This is a genomic window from Gluconobacter sp. DsW_056 (assembly GCF_002153595.1).
GTDB classification, from domain to species: Bacteria; Pseudomonadota; Alphaproteobacteria; order Acetobacterales; family Acetobacteraceae; genus Gluconobacter; species Gluconobacter albidus.
In genome coordinates this window covers 63,197-78,651 of record NZ_JOPF01000010.1, presented here as the reverse complement: position 1 = coordinate 78,651, position 15,455 = coordinate 63,197, and the positions used below count along the sequence as shown (strand labels likewise).

General features: G+C 60.9%; 11 protein-coding genes. 10 read left to right on the top strand and 1 reads right to left on the bottom strand.

Annotation, left to right across the window (positions count from 1 at the left end):
• The first annotated feature begins 232 nt into the window (after positions 1–232).
• The 7 genes from HK22_RS10020 (at position 233) to HK22_RS09990 (ending at position 11,805) form a co-directional block, all read left to right on the top strand.
• Positions 233–2,383: a peptidase domain-containing ABC transporter gene (locus tag HK22_RS10020; RefSeq protein ID WP_062108131.1), complete on the top strand. Its 2,151-nt coding sequence runs from the start codon at positions 233–235 to the stop codon at positions 2,381–2,383.
• Positions 2,384–2,385: 2 nt separating this feature from the next.
• Positions 2,386–3,852 (top strand): HlyD family type I secretion periplasmic adaptor subunit, encoded by a 1,467-nt coding sequence (locus HK22_RS10015; RefSeq protein WP_062027830.1) that lies wholly within the window; start codon positions 2,386–2,388, stop codon positions 3,850–3,852.
• A gap of 94 nt (positions 3,853–3,946) precedes the next feature.
• Positions 3,947–5,719: a tetratricopeptide repeat protein gene (locus HK22_RS10010; RefSeq protein ID WP_086649168.1), complete on the top strand. Its 1,773-nt coding sequence runs from the start codon at positions 3,947–3,949 to the stop codon at positions 5,717–5,719.
• 23 nt (positions 5,720–5,742) lie between these two features.
• The gene (locus HK22_RS10005) at positions 5,743–8,688 is read left to right on the top strand and encodes a glycosyltransferase (RefSeq protein WP_233142560.1); all 2,946 of its coding nucleotides are present in this window, start codon (positions 5,743–5,745) and stop codon (positions 8,686–8,688) included.
• A 183-nt stretch (positions 8,689–8,871) separates the two neighbouring features.
• Positions 8,872–9,846, top strand: coding sequence for a hypothetical protein (locus HK22_RS10000; protein ID WP_086649166.1), 975 nt, complete (start codon positions 8,872–8,874; stop codon positions 9,844–9,846).
• Between the two features lie 133 nt (positions 9,847–9,979).
• Complete coding sequence (locus tag HK22_RS09995) at positions 9,980–11,212, top strand: glycosyltransferase family 4 protein (protein ID WP_086649334.1); 1,233 nt, start codon at positions 9,980–9,982, stop codon at positions 11,210–11,212.
• 158 nt (positions 11,213–11,370) lie between these two features.
• On the top strand, positions 11,371–11,805 hold the full coding sequence (locus HK22_RS09990; protein ID WP_086649165.1) for a hypothetical protein: 435 nt from the start codon (positions 11,371–11,373) through the stop codon (positions 11,803–11,805).
• A 63-nt stretch (positions 11,806–11,868) separates the two neighbouring features.
• On the opposite strand, the gene dps is transcribed toward HK22_RS09990, so the two are convergent.
• Positions 11,869–12,408: a DNA starvation/stationary phase protection protein Dps gene (gene dps, locus HK22_RS09985; RefSeq protein WP_062027843.1), complete on the bottom strand. Its 540-nt coding sequence runs from the start codon at positions 12,406–12,408 to the stop codon at positions 11,869–11,871.
• 366 nt (positions 12,409–12,774) lie between these two features.
• Here dps and pstC point away from each other — a divergent pair, with 366 nt between their 5' ends.
• Genes pstC through pstB form a run of 3 tightly spaced genes read left to right on the top strand, consistent with a single transcriptional unit; the run spans position 12,775 to position 15,451 of the window.
• Positions 12,775–13,755: a phosphate ABC transporter permease subunit PstC gene (pstC, locus tag HK22_RS09980; RefSeq protein WP_062027847.1), complete on the top strand. Its 981-nt coding sequence runs from the start codon at positions 12,775–12,777 to the stop codon at positions 13,753–13,755.
• Positions 13,752–14,624, top strand: a complete 873-nt coding sequence (pstA, locus tag HK22_RS09975) for a phosphate ABC transporter permease PstA (RefSeq protein WP_062108080.1) — start codon at positions 13,752–13,754, stop codon at positions 14,622–14,624. Before pstC ends, pstA begins: the two co-directional genes overlap by 4 nt.
• 20 nt (positions 14,625–14,644) lie before the next feature.
• The gene (gene pstB, locus HK22_RS09970) at positions 14,645–15,451 is read left to right on the top strand and encodes a phosphate ABC transporter ATP-binding protein PstB (protein ID WP_369827246.1); all 807 of its coding nucleotides are present in this window, start codon (positions 14,645–14,647) and stop codon (positions 15,449–15,451) included.
• Positions 15,452–15,455 lie beyond the last annotated feature (4 nt).

The following is a 15,455-nucleotide window of genomic DNA, read 5'->3' as shown; positions in this document are numbered from 1 at the left end:
TCTGGACTATGCTGGCGTCAGGTATTTTTCCGTTCCGGCCTGTAGGGGTGGTGACGGAAAAGAGAGTCTTCTCTATTCATGAGAAGACGAACTGGCGTTCCTGCCTTTGGTGCCGCCCTTTGGTCCGCCCTTGGCGCGACAACAGCATAGAGGACATTTCGTGGAGCATACCCAGAGCTTGTCAGGCCCGGGCGGAAGAGTCAGTCCGACCGTCATCCGGCTTTATGCCGTGCTGGCCGCAGCCCGTTATCACGGCCTGGAACTGGATATCCGCGATTTTGCGGCCGAGCCGGGGGAGGATTCACCGTCCCCCGCCACTCTGGCGAGATGGTTGAACGATCAGGGCGCCGTCGCCAAGGGGATGCGTCTTCGGTGGCGCTACCTGGTCAAGATCCGCAATGCCCCGCCTGTCGTCCTGATGTTCAAGGACGGGTCGGCCGGTCTCATGGTCCGTGCCGATGCCGAAAAGGGCGTGGTCTGGCTGCGTGATCCGATGGGCGGAGACGGGGATGCGCCGGTTCCGGTCGATGAACTGCGGCTCATGCAGGTCTGGACCGGCGATGTCCTGCTGGTCAAACGCCGCCGGGATGAATCCGAAGCCGACGCCAAGTTCGACCTGCTGTGGTTCGTCAAAATGGTGCTCCGCGAAAAGCAGATCATGCGGGACATCGCTTTTGCCTCGATGGTGCTGAGCATTCTTCAGGTCTTTCCGCCGCTGATCGTGATGCAGGTTGTCGACCGGGTGGTGAATTACCATTCCATGGCGACCCTCATCTCGCTGAGTGGGTTTGTCATCATCCTGTCGTTCTATGAAATCCTGCTGACCTATGCCCGGCGCGAGCTTTCCCTGATTCTCTCCACCCGTCTGGATGCCCGGATTTCGCTGCATGCCTTCAACCGGCTGCTGGCCCTGCCGCTCGAATTCTACGAACGCGAACAGACGGGTGAAATTCTTGGCCGGTTCATGGCCATTTTCAAGGTCCGGGACTTTCTGACCGGCCAGCTGATGACAACCCTGCTGGATCTTTTCACACTTGTCGTGATCCTTCCCGTACTCTTCGTCATCAGCGCTACCCTTGCCTGGATGACACTGGCTGCGGCCGGATGCATCGGTCTTATCGTGGTGATCTTCCTGCCCCCCGTCACGCGGACCATCGGCCGGCAGGTTTTTGCGGAAATGAAGCGTGGCTCTGTCCTGTACGAGACGGTGGCCGGTATCCGGACGGTCAAGACACTCGCCCTGGAATCAACGCGACGCGAGATCTGGGATGACCGGACGGCCGAAGTGGTCCGCTGGAAGCTGGCGGCCGGACGCATGAGCAGCTGGCCGCAGACGCTTGCCATGCCGTTTGAAATTTTCATCAACCGCGGCATCATCCTGATCGGTGCCTACCTGATTCTCACGAATGCAAGTTCAATTCAGGCTGGTGCTCTGATGGGCTTTATGATGCTGGGCGGGCGGGTTGCCAGTCCGCTGGTCAATCTTGCCAGACTGATGGAAGCATTCAACGAAGTCAGCGTTTCTCTTGGCGAGGCCGGAACGGTTCTGAACCAGCCTACGGAAACCAAGGCGCTGACAAGTGGGATGCGCCCCGTCATCAAGGGCGCGCTGTCTTTCGCGAGTGTCGATTTCGCATATCCGGGATCGACCAGCAAAGCCCTGAACGATGTGACGTTCGATATCCCGGCGGGAACGATGCTCGGTCTTGTGGGACGCTCAGGGTCCGGCAAGTCGACGATCACCCGTCTGTTGCAGGGTGTGAGCCGCAATTATACCGGTTATCTGCGTCTTGACGGTGTGGATCTGCGGGAAATCAATCTGACTCATCTGCGACGTTCGTTCGGTGTGGTGCTTCAGGACAACTTCCTGTTCCGCGGTACCATTCGCGACAACATCACGGCTGGCCGCCCGGGACTGACGATTGACGACGCCATCCGCGCCGCCCGTCTTGCAGGCGCAGAAGAGTTCATTGAACGCATGCCTGCCGGTTACGATACATGGATCGAGGAAGGTTCGACCAATATCTCCGGTGGACAACGGCAACGGCTTGCAATTGCCCGTGCTGTCATCAGTGATCCGAAGCTCATGATTCTCGACGAGGCGACTTCGGCTCTGGATCCGGAATCCGAAGCGCTCGTGAACGCCAATCTGCAGCGGATCGGCAAGGGGCGTACGATGGTGATCGTCTCCCACCGTCTGTCCTCGCTTGTGAACTGTCATCAGATCGCCGTTATGGACAAGGGCAAACTGGTCGATATCGCACCGCACAGGGTTCTGCTCGAACGCTGCGAGATCTACCGCATGCTCTGGCTCCAGCAGAACCGGCACATGACAGACAACGACGTTCCTGGCTCTGCCGGGCAACTGACTGAAGGAGAGTAATCATGAGCTCTTCCGACATGATCCCGAAGGATGACCGGACGCCCCGGCAGACCGACGAAGACTTCAACCAGCACATTCCGCGTACCGCTACGGATCCGTTTGCGCCTGACGATATTCCGTTGGCACTTCTGGAATTCCACTCGCCGACGGCAGGGCTGGTCAATCTTCCAGCCACACCCTCGGCGCGTTACGTCATCCTCCTGATCGGAGGCCTGTTCATGGCGTCTCTGGCAGCCATGGCGCTCTTTCCGATCAATCGTGTTGTCTCGACGCCCGGTCGTCTGATCTCCACGCAGCCGACCATCGTCGTGCAGCCGCTGGAAACGGCGATCATCCGCTCGATTGACGTCCGGGTTGGCGATTTCGTGAAGAAGGGTCAGGTGCTTGCCCATCTCGATCCGACCGTAACCGAAGCTGACATCACGAACATGCGGGTGCAGCGTGATGCCTATCAGGCCGAGTATGACCGTCTGAAAGCGGAAGCCGCCGGGCAGGAATACAAAGTCGATCTGAACGAGCCCGCATCCGTGGAGCAGGGAGCCGCATTCCTGCGCCGCAAGACCGAATATCAGGGGCATGTCGACAACTACGATCAGCAGATCGCAGGTCTTGAGAGCGATATTCAGGGTTATCGTGCCAATGCGGCCATGTATGGCAGCAAGATGCGCGTTGCGTCCGAAGTTCTGCAAATGCGTCAGCGCGAACAGGCCGATCAGGTGGGCTCCCGCCTGTCGACCCTCGGGGCCCAGACCGATCTGATGGAAGCCGAGCGTTCGGAAATTGCTGCCCAGCAGAGCGCCAATTCGGCTGAAAAAAAGCTGGCCGCCATGAAGGCCGAGCGTGAAGGCTATATCGGTAACTGGCAGGCCAAGATCTATTCGGAACTGACGGAAGCCGGGCACCATCTGGCGGAGTACCGCAGTTCGTTTGAAAAAGCGCGTCTTCGTCAGGACCTGGTTCTTCTGCGGGCGCCGGAAGACGGTATCGTCCTGACCATCGGGCAGGGGTCGGTCGGCTCCGTCCTGCAGTCAGCGGGTCAGTTCATCACCCTTGTTCCCACGGGATACGGGCTGGAGATGGAAGCCGTGATGCGGTCGCAGGACGTTGGCTTCGTTCAGGTCGGAGATCATGCGCTCCTGAAATTCGCGACTTTCCCCTATGACCAGTATGGCGGTGCGGAAGCAACGGTCCGTATCATCAGTGCCGATGCCTTCACGCCGTCGTCGCAGGGCGGTAACGGCGGGGCGGGTGCAAGTGGAAACGCTTCTCCCGAAGATTCAACCGGCTCGAGTGTCTATCGTGTCCGTCTGCGGATTGATCGTTACACACTGCACGGCCAGCCCTCGTTCTTCCATCCGATGCCAGGCATGTCCCTGACGGCTGATATTGATGTCGGAAAGCGGACCGTGATGCAGTATCTGTTCAACAAGATCACGCCTGCTCTGACGAACGGCATGAGGGAGCCATAACAAAGACATGGAGCGTTCCTAAAAACGCTCAAGGGGAACGCCCGGTCCCGTCCGGGCGTTCCAGCATGACAGTTACTCAGGATCCGCACTGCCCATGTCGTTCAAATCCCGCCTTGCTGCCCTGTTTTCTTCGAAAGGGAAGCTGGACCATGCGATCCGCCTGACGGAAAGCGGCAAGACAGTTCAGGGGTTTGCACTTCTCAGTCGTCTTGCCGCTGCGGGTGACGGGGAAGCCGCGTTCCGTGTGGGGCGGGCCTATCTGGATGGGATCGGCGTTCCTCCCAGTCTGGAAGAAGGTGCCCGCTGGATCTATCAGTCCGCCAAGACAGGTCATATCGAAGCGGCTTTTGTTCTGGCGACGCTCTATACGGTCGGGCTGCCGGAAGGATTTGAAATCCGGCCCACACATGAGGGGCTCGATCTTTCTCACGTGCCTTCGGCCGGTCCCAGACATCCGGATTTCCATCTTGGCATTCACTGGGCCCGGATCGCTGCCGAGGCCGGATCGCCCGATGCACAGGCGCTGCTGGGTTATATCCTGACGAATGGGCCGGAGGATCTGCGCGATCCGGCGCAGGCCCGCTCCTGGTATGACCGTTCCGCCGCCGCTGGATGTTCGCAGGGGCATCTCGGCGTAGCCCTCGCCATTCTCGAGGATGCCCGGACAGACGAGCAGCTTGCCGCTGCCGCCCGGCATCTGACGGAAGCGACGAAAGGCGGCCTTGGAACGGCTTTCGATATTCTTGGCCGGATGTACGAGTCCGGCTCAGGCGTGCCCCGCGATCTCGGCAGAGCCGCCACCTGTTTCCATGAGGCGGCCGAGCGCAACATCGTCACGGCGCAGGCGCGGTACGGGTTGATGCTTCTGGAAGGGATCGGGATCCGCAGACATTACGGACGTGCGGAAACCTGGCTCAAGCGGGCCGCGACGAATGGTGACACGCAGTCTGCGGCACTCCTCGGTGATCTGTGCGCCAATGGGGGAGACCTACCGCCCAATCTTGTTGAAGCGGCCAGGTGGTATCGTCTGGCGGCTGAGCAGAAGCACGCGGGCGCGGCGCGGGCTCTGGGCCTGCTGTATCTGACAGGGAGCGGTGTCCATCAGGATCCTGACGTCGCAGCGCACTGGTTCAAAGTCGCCTCCGAATCAGGGGACACGCATGCGGATGCGGATTTCGGAAACCTGATCCTTGCAGGCGCCTCCGCTACAGCTGACGAGAAGCAGGCCCTGCATGCCCGCTTCGAAAAAGCGGCGGAAAAAGGGGATCTTGTCGGAGCTTACAATCTTGGCGTCTGTTATGCGGAAGGCGTTACAGGCGAGCAGAACGGCCGTGAGGCCGCGCGCTGGATGCAGAAGGCCGCGGATGGTGTGGTCAACGCCCAGTACTGGTATGGCAGGATGCTGCTCGAAGGTCGTGACGTTCAACCCGATCCGACACAGGCCCTGTACTGGATGGAGAAGGCTGCCGACGCCGGCATGGCCGAGGCGCAGGTCGCGGTTGCCGGGCTGCTCGTTGACGGAAACATCAATGGACGCCGGGATCACGAGAAAGCCCTGACGCTATATCGAAACGCTGCGGAAAGCGGCAATGTGGACGCCATGTTCTCGCTTGCCGCGCTATACGGCGGTGGCCATGATGTTCCCGAGAACCGGCCTCAGGCGCAGATATGGTTCCGCAAGGCTGCCCAGCGTGGCAACGGACTGGCCCAGATGATGCTGGGTCGTTACCTCTGTCGCGGACTGGCAGGCGTCACTGACCCTGTCGAGGGACGCATCTGGCTGGAACGCGCGAAAGCGCAGAACATCAGGGATGCCGAAGCCGAACTGGCTCTTCTGGACGAAGCGCAGCCTGACGACGATGACTGATCTGCGTGGCTTCTGATCGTCCCGTGCCCAGCGGACGGAAACCGGGAGCCTCTTTCGCGGGGTTCGGCCGGACTGTCAGCGCGGAAGACAGGCGCCGGTGGCGCGAGGCCATGAGCCGCCGGGCGCAGGATGCTTTCGCACGAGGGCAGGCCGCCCTTCAGGTGGGCAATACGTCCCTCGGGCTGTTCTGGCTGGAACGGGCCGAGCGAATGTCGCGGCATAATCCCAATCTGAAGTGGGCTGTGGGTCTGGCCTGCCTGTCTGCTGGGCGCATTACGGACTGTCTGGTGCGGATGGAAAATCTGCGGCAGGATTTCGGTCTGCGGGAAGCGGCGTTTCTGGAAGTTATCTGCCTTGTGCGGCTCCAGCGCACGGACGACGCCACATCTCGGATGCAGGACGCCCTGTCGCGCTTTCACGCAACGCCTCAGACGCATCCTCTGGCCGGGCAGATCGCGTCTGCGGCAGGGCGTCCGGGCTGGATGACGGCGTCTAATACGGGCACTGTTTTCGTCGGGACATCCCGACCGTTCAGGCTGTTTCTGGATGGGCGGGAGCGCCTTCAGGGGACGGGAGGGGGTACATACGACCTTCCGGAAGGCTGGCGCTCGGCACGCTTTCTGGAAATCAGGGCCGGTCGCCGGCATGTTCTGGGCAGTCCGCTGGATATTGCCGCTCTGACGCGGTGTGAATCCTTTGTCGAGGCTACCGGAGATGGCCTGAATGGCTGGATCTGGAGTCCGGCTGAGCCTGAATACAGCCCTCGTATCCTTCTCTGGGATGGCTCCACCGCCCGGGCCGAAGCACTGGCGGAGGACGTGGACAGCGACATTCCTCTGGCTCGCACGAGGGTCTTTCACGTCCCGGCCAGCCGTCTTCCCGAAAAGGATGCTGGTCCACTGGATTTGCGGGACGAAAACGGGCGTCTTCTGACGGGTGCGCCGGTGGACCCGCGCGTGGGGCAACTGCTTTCAGGGCGCCCCGGCACTCTTCCGGCCCGGCTGCGACCCGTGAAGGTCAGGGTCTGGAAGGCGCGCCTGCGTCGTCCCCGCATCAGCCCCGGCTGCGCGGTCGTAATCCCGGTTTACGCGGATCTACGCCGGACGATGGCCTGTCTGCGCACTGTCCTGGCGACATGTTCAGACGATGTGCCGGTGATCGTCGTGGACGACGCCACACCTGAGCCTCTTCTGGCGTGGGAGCTCGATCAACTGGCGGAGCAGGGCCGGATTACGCTGATCCGTCACGCTCAGAACCAGGGTTTTCCGATTTCCGCCAATGACGGCATGAGGGCGGCTCAGGGGCGGGATATTCTCCTTCTCAACAGCGATACGCTCGTTCCCGCAGGCTGGGTCGAGCGCCTGCGGGCGAGGCTGGCCTTTACGGATGTCGGGACAGCTACTCCCCTGTCCAATGATGCGACGATCCTGTCCTATCCCGCCGTGGACCGTCCCAATCCGGTTCCGTCGCTTGCGGAGATGCGCGCGCTGGACCGGCTGTGTCAGGCGACGTTCAGACACGAAGATGCGTCATCCCGCGACGGGCTGGAACTGCCGACGGCTCACGGATTCTGTATGGCGATTTCTGCAGAATGCCTGGCCGAGGTTGGTCTATTTAGGGAAGATCTGTTTGCGCAGGGCTATGGCGAGGAAAACGATTTCTGCCTCCGGGCCTCTGCGAAGGGGTTCCGGCATGTCGCCGCGCCAGAACTGTTTGTGGGCCATGTCGGATCGGCGTCATTCGGGACGGCCCGGAAGTCTCTCGGCGCCCGCAACCTGAAAACCCTCAACGCCCTGCATCCGGGCTATGACCGGCTGGTGCAGCGCTTTATCGACGCCGACCCGCTGCACGACATACGACGCAGGCTGGATATCGCCCGTCTGATCCGTCTGGCCGGGAACAGGGTCGCCCTCCTGATGGTGCAGCATGATGCTGGGGGCGGTGTGGGGCGCGTGGTCCGTGAGCGGTCCGAAATGTTTGATGCCGGGGGCGGCTTCGCACTCGCACTGCGCCCTCATGAACAGGGGTGCCGCCTGGAAGATGCTCTGGACGACAGGCGTTTTCCCAACCTGAAATTCCGCCTTCCCGATGAACTGCCCCTGTTGCTGGAAGTGCTCCGGGCCGTGCGTGTTGAAGCCGTCGAATGGCATCATTTGATCGGTCATGCGCCCTGCATCAGGACGCTGCATGAAAGGCTGGGCGTGCCGTATGACGTGTTCATTCACGATCACGTCTGGTTCTGCCCGCGCATTTCGCTTTGCGATGGAGAAGGCCGTTACTGCGGTGAGCCCGACATCGCGGGATGTGAACAATGTGTGACGCGCTGGGGTAGCTATCTTGGGGAAGATATTCCGGTCCCCGAACTGGTGGCCCGTTCAGGGCGGGAATTGTCCAGTGCCCGTCGCCTTATGGCGCCTTGTGAGGACACCGTACGCCGCATCCGGCGGCATTTTCCCGGCCTGACGATCGCGGCTGTGGCGCTGGAAGACGACACCGCGCTTTACAGGTCTATCCGGACAGACCATCGCGCCGCTTATGGGCAGCCGCTCCGGGTTTGCGTCGTGGGCGGGATCAGCCAGTGGAAGGGATATGACACGCTGCTCGCTCTGGCGGCGGAAATCCAGATGCACCACCTGTCGATCGAACTCTCGCTGGTCGGACATACGCATGACGACGATGCCCTGATGGCGCTCGGGGTGCGGGTGACGGGGGAATATCGCGAGGACGAAGTGCAGGAGCTGATCCGTCAGCAGCAGCCGGATGTCGGGCTGATCCCCTCTATCGCGCCCGAGACCTGGTGTTACGCTCTGGGCCAGATCTGGCGCGGCGGTCTGGAGGCTGTCTGTTTTGATCTGGGGGCGCAGGGAGAACGGGTCAATCGCAGCGGGACCGGTCTGGCCGTACCACTCGGGATACCCCCATTTCAGCTTGCCATGCTGTTGCTCAGACGATGGAGCGACGCCCGGTGAGGGGTGGTTTACCTTTTCTAACGAAACAGTCCATTATGCTGTTCAAACAGGAACCGGTATTTGTCGAAGGCTGTTGCAACACATCGTCGGGATACCGCTCATAACTGTGACGACCATTCGTGACAGTTCATGAAACATACCAGTATTATTGCCCGCAAGAACGGATGCAATTGGGAGTAGGGAATGTCTAACGCCGCCGAAGCACCACGACAGAACCGGGTCATCGACCTCAAGGCCGGTGCACATATGATGGTGCTGGATGCAGGGATTTTCTGCATTTTCCATGCAGCCGGTCAGGCCCCTGCCGGCCCCGCCGGGCTGCCGGGCGTCAGGATTTCACGCGCTCCGGGAACGCCTCCCGGGATTGTGACCGTCAGCACCTTCGAAGAGGATGGCTGGATCGGCGGTTCGAACGGCGCGGCTCTCGTCCGGGTCATGCGTGGTCCGGCCGCCGTTCTTGTGACGACCTATCAGGAACCGGGCACCGCTCACGCCGCGCCGCGCCTGCAGGTCGCACAGCTTGCGGGCCCTGTGGCTACAGCTCCGGCGCAGACGGTCGTTCCGGATGCTGCTCCCGTTCCCCCGGCACCCAAAGTTCTTGAACCCGTGGCTGCACCCGTGACTGAGGCGGCTTCGAAGGACATTTCCGCGCATATCCAGCGTCGTGGCGACGTTACGAGCGGTATCGGGCACTGGATGGGGATCCCGGGCAGTCAGGGCTGGATCGAGGGTTTCAGCATTGCTCCCGAGAAGGGCATCCCTGCGTCGGATATTGAATATCAGGCGGTTCTGGGCAAAGGCTGGCTGTCTCCCTGGGCGGAAGGGGGGCAGTATTGCGGCTCGCGTGGCATGGCGCTGCCGATCCTTGGGCTGCGCGTCCGCCTGAAGGGCGAGTCTGCAAGGAAGCTCAGGATCCGTCTTACGGCGTCTTTCATCGACGGGACGCGCCTTGGCCCCGTGGATGGCTCCGAAGCGCTTGAGGCAGAGAGCCTCGCACCTCTGGAAGCCTTCCTGCTTGAGATCGTGCCTGAAGGAGAAGAGGCTCCGAAACCGGCAGCCCCTGCAAAGGCCGCCCCGAAGGCCCGCGCTGCAAAAGCGGCTCAGGCCCCGGCCAAGCCTGCCACACCCAGAAAGCGCAAATCCGTCACGGCCTCCTGAACCGTTCAGGTCTGACACAGTGACCGGGGAGGAGGATTTTCTTCCCCGGATTCTTTGAAAACTGCCGCCATCTGCTGTCTTCTCCGTGCGCGAACAGGACTTCACGGAGGCTTCCAGTCGCTCCGGAGACGTCGTGCGTTATCTCTTCGTCCATCAGAATTTCCCGGGACAGTTCCTGCATTTTGTCCGTCATCTTCTCGCGCAGGATCATGAGATCGTCTTCATTTCGGAGGCGAACAACAACCATATTCCCGGCGTCAGACGCGCCATCTACCGCGTGCCGCGTCTGCCTTCGATGGAGACACACCCTCATCTGAGGGAGTTCGAATACGGCCTGCTCCGTGCCGAAGCCGTCGCAACCGCGGCCCGCACGCTCAAGGGGCTGGGCTATGAGCCGGATATCATCGTTGGACATCACGGCTGGGGCGAACTGCTCAATCTGGGCGACGTTTTTCCCGACTGCCCGATTCTCGGGTATTTCGAGTTTTTCTACCACGCAGATCAGAATGACGTGGGGTTCGACCCGGAATTCCCGCCTTCGCCGGAACTGGCGGGCGCGGTAAGGGTCAAGAATTCGATCAATCTGCAGGCTCTTTGTCTGAAAAACGGATACGGCCAGAGTCCGACGCAGTTTCAGCTCGGCACTTATCCGGCATGGGCGCAGGAAAAGATCTCGCTGCTGCGGGAAGGCGTCAATCTGGACCTATGCTTCCCCGAACCCCAGGCCAGACGGCGCAATCTCGTCATCAACGGGGTACGGATCACGCCGAAAGACGCCCTTGTCACCTATGTCGCCCGCGACCTTGAGCCTTATCGCGGTTTTCACGTCGTCATGCGCGCACTGCCCCGCATTCTGGCCGAACGCAGGGACGCCCAGATCATTCTCGTGGGCGGCGACAAGGTCAGCTACGGCACGCTTCCTCCCGGAGGTGGAAGCTGGCGCGAGTTCATGCTCCGCGAACTGGAAGGCAAGCTGGACCTTGATCGCGTGCATTTTGTCGGCAAGGTCGAGTACGATGATTTCCGGGCCCTGCTGCGGCGGTCCGACGCCCATCTGTATCTGACCTATCCGTTCGTTGCGTCCTGGTCCCTGCGCGAAGCCATGGCGACAGGATGCCCGATCATCGGAAGTGACACGGCGCCGGTCAGGGAATTCATCACGCATGACGTTACAGGCCGTCTGGTGCCGTTTCTGGACTCAGCCGCAATTGCCGAGACAACGCTCCAGCTTCTGGAGGACCGTCGCAGCGCGCGTCGGCTGGGGCAGGAAGCCCGCCGCTATGCCGAAGCTGAACTCTGCCTGACTGCGTATCTGGACCGCTACGACGATCTGGTCAGTCAGATCATAAAGATGCACAGACCCTGACCGGGTACGGAATCCAATTATTATCTTGTTAACAATGTTCTGCTAATAGACGCGGAATAATTAAGAGTTAAACCGATGCATGGTCTGCATTCTGGCAGGGGTCTTGCTCTGTCTGCGACTGCGCGCGGTCTGTTTGGGAGGATTTACATATTCCTGGGGTGGAGAAAACGGCCGGGGTTGCGCATGAGGCCGCGTCAGCCCTGACGGCGGTGTTAGGCGGCTGGGTGTGCAGGAAAGACGCCTTTTCCCGCCCGGCTCTGCTCACGAATGCCGATATCCTCAACCTTGCCCAAGCCACGCACGCAGCTCTGTCAGCGCCGGTCTCTGCCGATGGCGAGAGGGAGTGGGGCAACCTCAGGGAAATGACGAAAAACTGGCTCGTCCAGCAGGGGCCGAATTCCGCATCGCAGCCATTGCAGCTTCAGGACTTCAGGAGAATGACAGAGCTGCTGTCTTCGGAAACGGGCCAGAATGTTCCTGATCCGACAGCGCTCCTGCCTCCCGTGTCTGAACTACGTTCAGATGGGGCCGGTCTGGGTTACACGAAAACCAATCTGGCCTTCGCTCTGGAACATCTCGAACACTGTCTCTGAACGTCAGAACGCCCCGCAGGAGGCCTGCGGGGCGTTCTGTGTTTTCCGGTGGAGCCGTTCGGATCAGCCGCGGCTGCCCTTGTGGTCGCCATCACGCATCTCACCGGTCGGTTCCTGAACATGGGCTTCAAGGAACCAGAGATGCTTGTCGAGGCCGCGCGAAACTTCCGTGAAGATGTCGGCCGTATCGTCATCGCCCGCTTCGTCCGTTGTCTTGATCGACTCACGCACGTTGTTCGCAACGGTCGCATAGCGGTCGATCAGGGCTGCGAGATGATCGGCGACGCGGTAGATATTGTTCGGATAGGGCGTGCAGGCGCTGTTCTTGGACACGTCCTGCACGGTTCCGAGTGCTGTTCCGCCAAGCTGTACGGCACGTTCGGCAACGGTATCCGAATAACCGTCGATGCTGGTGCGGAAGCCATCAAGCATTTCGTGGACCCCGATGAACTGCGGTCCCTTGAGGTTCCAGTGTGCCTGTTTGGTGATCAGTGCCAGATCAATCAGGTCCGACAGGCGTGCGTTGAGCGTTTCGATGGAAACATTCTTGGTGTTGTCCGCAGTGTTGTTCTGCGTCACGTGACGGTCTGTTCTGGAAACCATGGGAATACTCCTGAGCATTGGTCTGAGGCCCGTTTTGGGAGCCATCATAACCGCTGAGATATCTTGGCACTCCGCTGTGATGCGGGGCTGTCGGTGTCTCAAACGTGTTATCCGCAGGGTGGTTCCTTATGAAGGGCTTTCCATTTCTGACCTGATGGTTTTCGGTTTTAGGACAGGCTCTCATCCCCGGCTTTTCCCAAGGTTCGGCAAGGCCTGTTTCGGGTATCTGGGGCGGTGATGACATAAATCTTTCATCCGGTGTCGTTCCTGTTCCGGTTGTTCTTCCCTGACAGGAGGGCTAATGCACTGATGTGGTGGCTGCGGCTGCCGGATAATGCCCGTTTTTCAAGTCAGAGCTTCTCACGCATGACCCTTGCCACAGCCACGCCGTCCGAAGAGGCCCGCGATACGGCCGGTGCTTCCAGAAGTGGAAGCCGCCGCAGCGGGCCTGATACTGCCTTCCACTTTCTGGTGGCGGCTTCGGCGCTGCTGGTCCTGGTGGTGCTGGGCGGCCTCGTGGTCCTCATGGGCATTGGGGGCAGCCAGGCCTTTCGGACCTTTGGTCTCGGATTTGCGTTTCACGATGTCTGGAATCCGGTCGCCGATCTTTATGGCGCCTGGGCGCCGCTGTTCGGAACGATTGTCAGCACGCTGATCGGCGTGGCGATTGCACTGCCACTGGCCTTTGGTACGGCGTTCTGGCTGACAGCGATGGCGCCGCCCCGGATTGCGGCGATCGTTGGAACGGCCGTGCAGCTTCTGGCTGCGGTTCCATCGATCATTTTCGGTATGTGGGGCTTTTTCACGATCGTCCCCTTCATGGCGCGGACGGTCCAGCCTTTCCTGACGCATCATTTCAAGCATGTTCCGGGCATTAAATTCATCATTCACGGCGCGCCGTTCGGAACGGGCCTCATGACGGCAGGTCTGGTGCTGGCCGTGATGATCGCCCCTTTCATGACGGCTGTGATGCGCGACGTTTTTGCCGCCATGCCCAACATGCTGCGTGAAAGCGCCTATGGCCTTGGCGCCACGCGCTGGGATGTGATGTGGAAAGTCGTGGTGCCGTGGTCCCGCTCAGGCATGATCGGTGCGATCGTGCTCGGCATGGGCCGTGCCCTGGGCGAGACCATGGCCGTAACCTTTGTGATCGGTAACGTCACGGCTGTCGGCTGGTCGCTGTTTGCGCCGCGCAGCACGGTTGCGTCCCTGATCGCTCTTCAGTTTCCGGAGAGTCCGGCCGGTTCGCTGCGCCTTTCCGCGCTGCTGGCGCTGGGCTTCATCCTGATGCTGCTGTCATTCGCCAGTCTGGCGCTGGCTCGGATGCTGCGGGGGAATACGAAATGAGCGATACCGTCGTTTCCACCAACGGCTGGAAGCCCAATCCCCGTGCCGCCCGCCGTCGGAGCGCCGATCATGTGGCGACCGCTTTCGGGATGGTCATGGCCGGCATTCTGGTGCTGGTTCTGGCATCCATTCTCTGGACCCTTCTGTCCCGCGGGCTTGCCGGGCTGTCCGCTGCCGCGATCATGAAGCCGATGGGGCCGCCGGGCTCGTCGTCCGGTCTGGCAAACGCCATTGTCGGCAGTCTGATCCAGACGTTTATGGCGTTGCTGATGGCGACGCCGCTGGGGCTTGGGTGCGGCATCTATCTTTCGGAATATGGCACGGACACCAACAAATTCGCATCCTGCGTCCGGTTCGTCTCGGACGTGCTGATGTCGGTGCCGTCCATTCTGGTCGGTCTGTTCGTCTATCAGGTCATGGTCGCGCCATTCGGCCACTTCTCCGCGCTGGCCGGGTCCGTTGCACTGGCCATTCTGGCCGTGCCGATCATTGTCCGCACGACCGAAGACATGCTGCGTCTCGTCCCGACCGCCATGCGCGAAGCGGGCGCAGCTCTGGGTGCGACACGCTGGCGGGTCACGCTTTCGCTGTGCCTGCGCTCCGCCAAGACGGGCGTGCTGACGGGCATCCTGCTGGCGCTGGCCCGTGTGAGTGGCGAGACGGCGCCGCTGCTGTTTACGTCGCTGGGCAACCAGAACTGGTCTTTCAGCCTCACCCGCCCGATGGCGAGCCTGCCGGTGACGATCTACCAGTATGCCGGCGCGTCCTATGAAGACTGGGTACAGCTTGCCTGGGCCGGTGCGCTGCTGGTCACGATGGGTGTGCTGGCCATCAATATTGCCGTCCGCGTCTCGGCGCGACGCGGATGACCCCGGGAACACTGCAGGGGATGACACAGGATTCCATGATGACCGAGACTGATCCGCAGGTGGCGAAGAGCCCTGAAGTGGCGCTGGCTGTCCGCAACCTGAATTTCTATTATGGCGAAAACCACGCCCTGCACGACATTTCGGTGGATTTTCCGGCCCGCCGCGTGACGGCCATGATCGGGCCGAGTGGCTGTGGTAAATCGACGCTGCTGCGGATTTTTAACCGCATGTACGACCTGTACCCCGGCCAGCGCGCGACCGGTGAGGTGATGTTCGACGGGCGCAATATTCTCGATCACGATCTGGACCTGAACATCCTGCGCGCACGCGTGGGCATGGTGTTCCAGAAGCCGACGCCGTTTCCGATGTCCATCTATGACAACATCGCGTTTGGCGTGCGTCTGCATGAGAAAATGAACAAGGCGGACATGGATGCGCGCGTTCAGGACGTCCTGACCCGCGTGGCGCTTTGGAACGAAGTCCGGGACCGTCTGAATGCTCCGGCTTCCGGCCTGTCCGGTGGCCAGCAGCAGCGTCTGTGCATTGCGCGCTCCATTGCGACGCGCCCGGAAGTCCTGCTGCTCGACGAACCGACCTCGGCTCTGGACCCGATCTCCACGGCGCGTATCGAAGAACTGCTTGACGAACTCAAGGAAGAATTCACGATTGCGATCGTGACCCACAACATGCAGCAGGCTGCACGCTGTGCGGATCAGGTGGCGTTCTTTTACATGGGGCGTCTGATCGAAGTGGACAGCGCAGACCGGATGTTCACCAATCCGAAGCAGCAGCAGACCCAGGACTACATCACCGGCAGGTTTGGATAACGCG

What these genes read in the sequence shown, in the direction of transcription:
- HK22_RS10015 (WP_062027830.1), top strand. Translation starts at nt 2,386, where the DNA reads ATGAGCTCTTCCGACATGATCCCGAAGGATGACCGGACGCCCCGGCAG.
- HK22_RS10010 (WP_086649168.1), top strand. Translation starts at nt 3,947, where the DNA reads ATGTCGTTCAAATCCCGCCTTGCTGCCCTGTTTTCTTCGAAAGGGAAG.
- HK22_RS10000 (WP_086649166.1), top strand. Translation starts at nt 8,872, where the DNA reads ATGTCTAACGCCGCCGAAGCACCACGACAGAACCGGGTCATCGACCTC.
- dps (WP_062027843.1), bottom strand. Translation starts at nt 12,408, where the DNA reads ATGGTTTCCAGAACAGACCGTCACGTGACGCAGAACAACACTGCGGAC.
- pstC (WP_062027847.1), top strand. Translation starts at nt 12,775, where the DNA reads ATGACCCTTGCCACAGCCACGCCGTCCGAAGAGGCCCGCGATACGGCC.
- pstA (WP_062108080.1), top strand. Translation starts at nt 13,752, where the DNA reads ATGAGCGATACCGTCGTTTCCACCAACGGCTGGAAGCCCAATCCCCGT.
- pstB (WP_369827246.1), top strand. Translation starts at nt 14,645, where the DNA reads ATGACACAGGATTCCATGATGACCGAGACTGATCCGCAGGTGGCGAAG.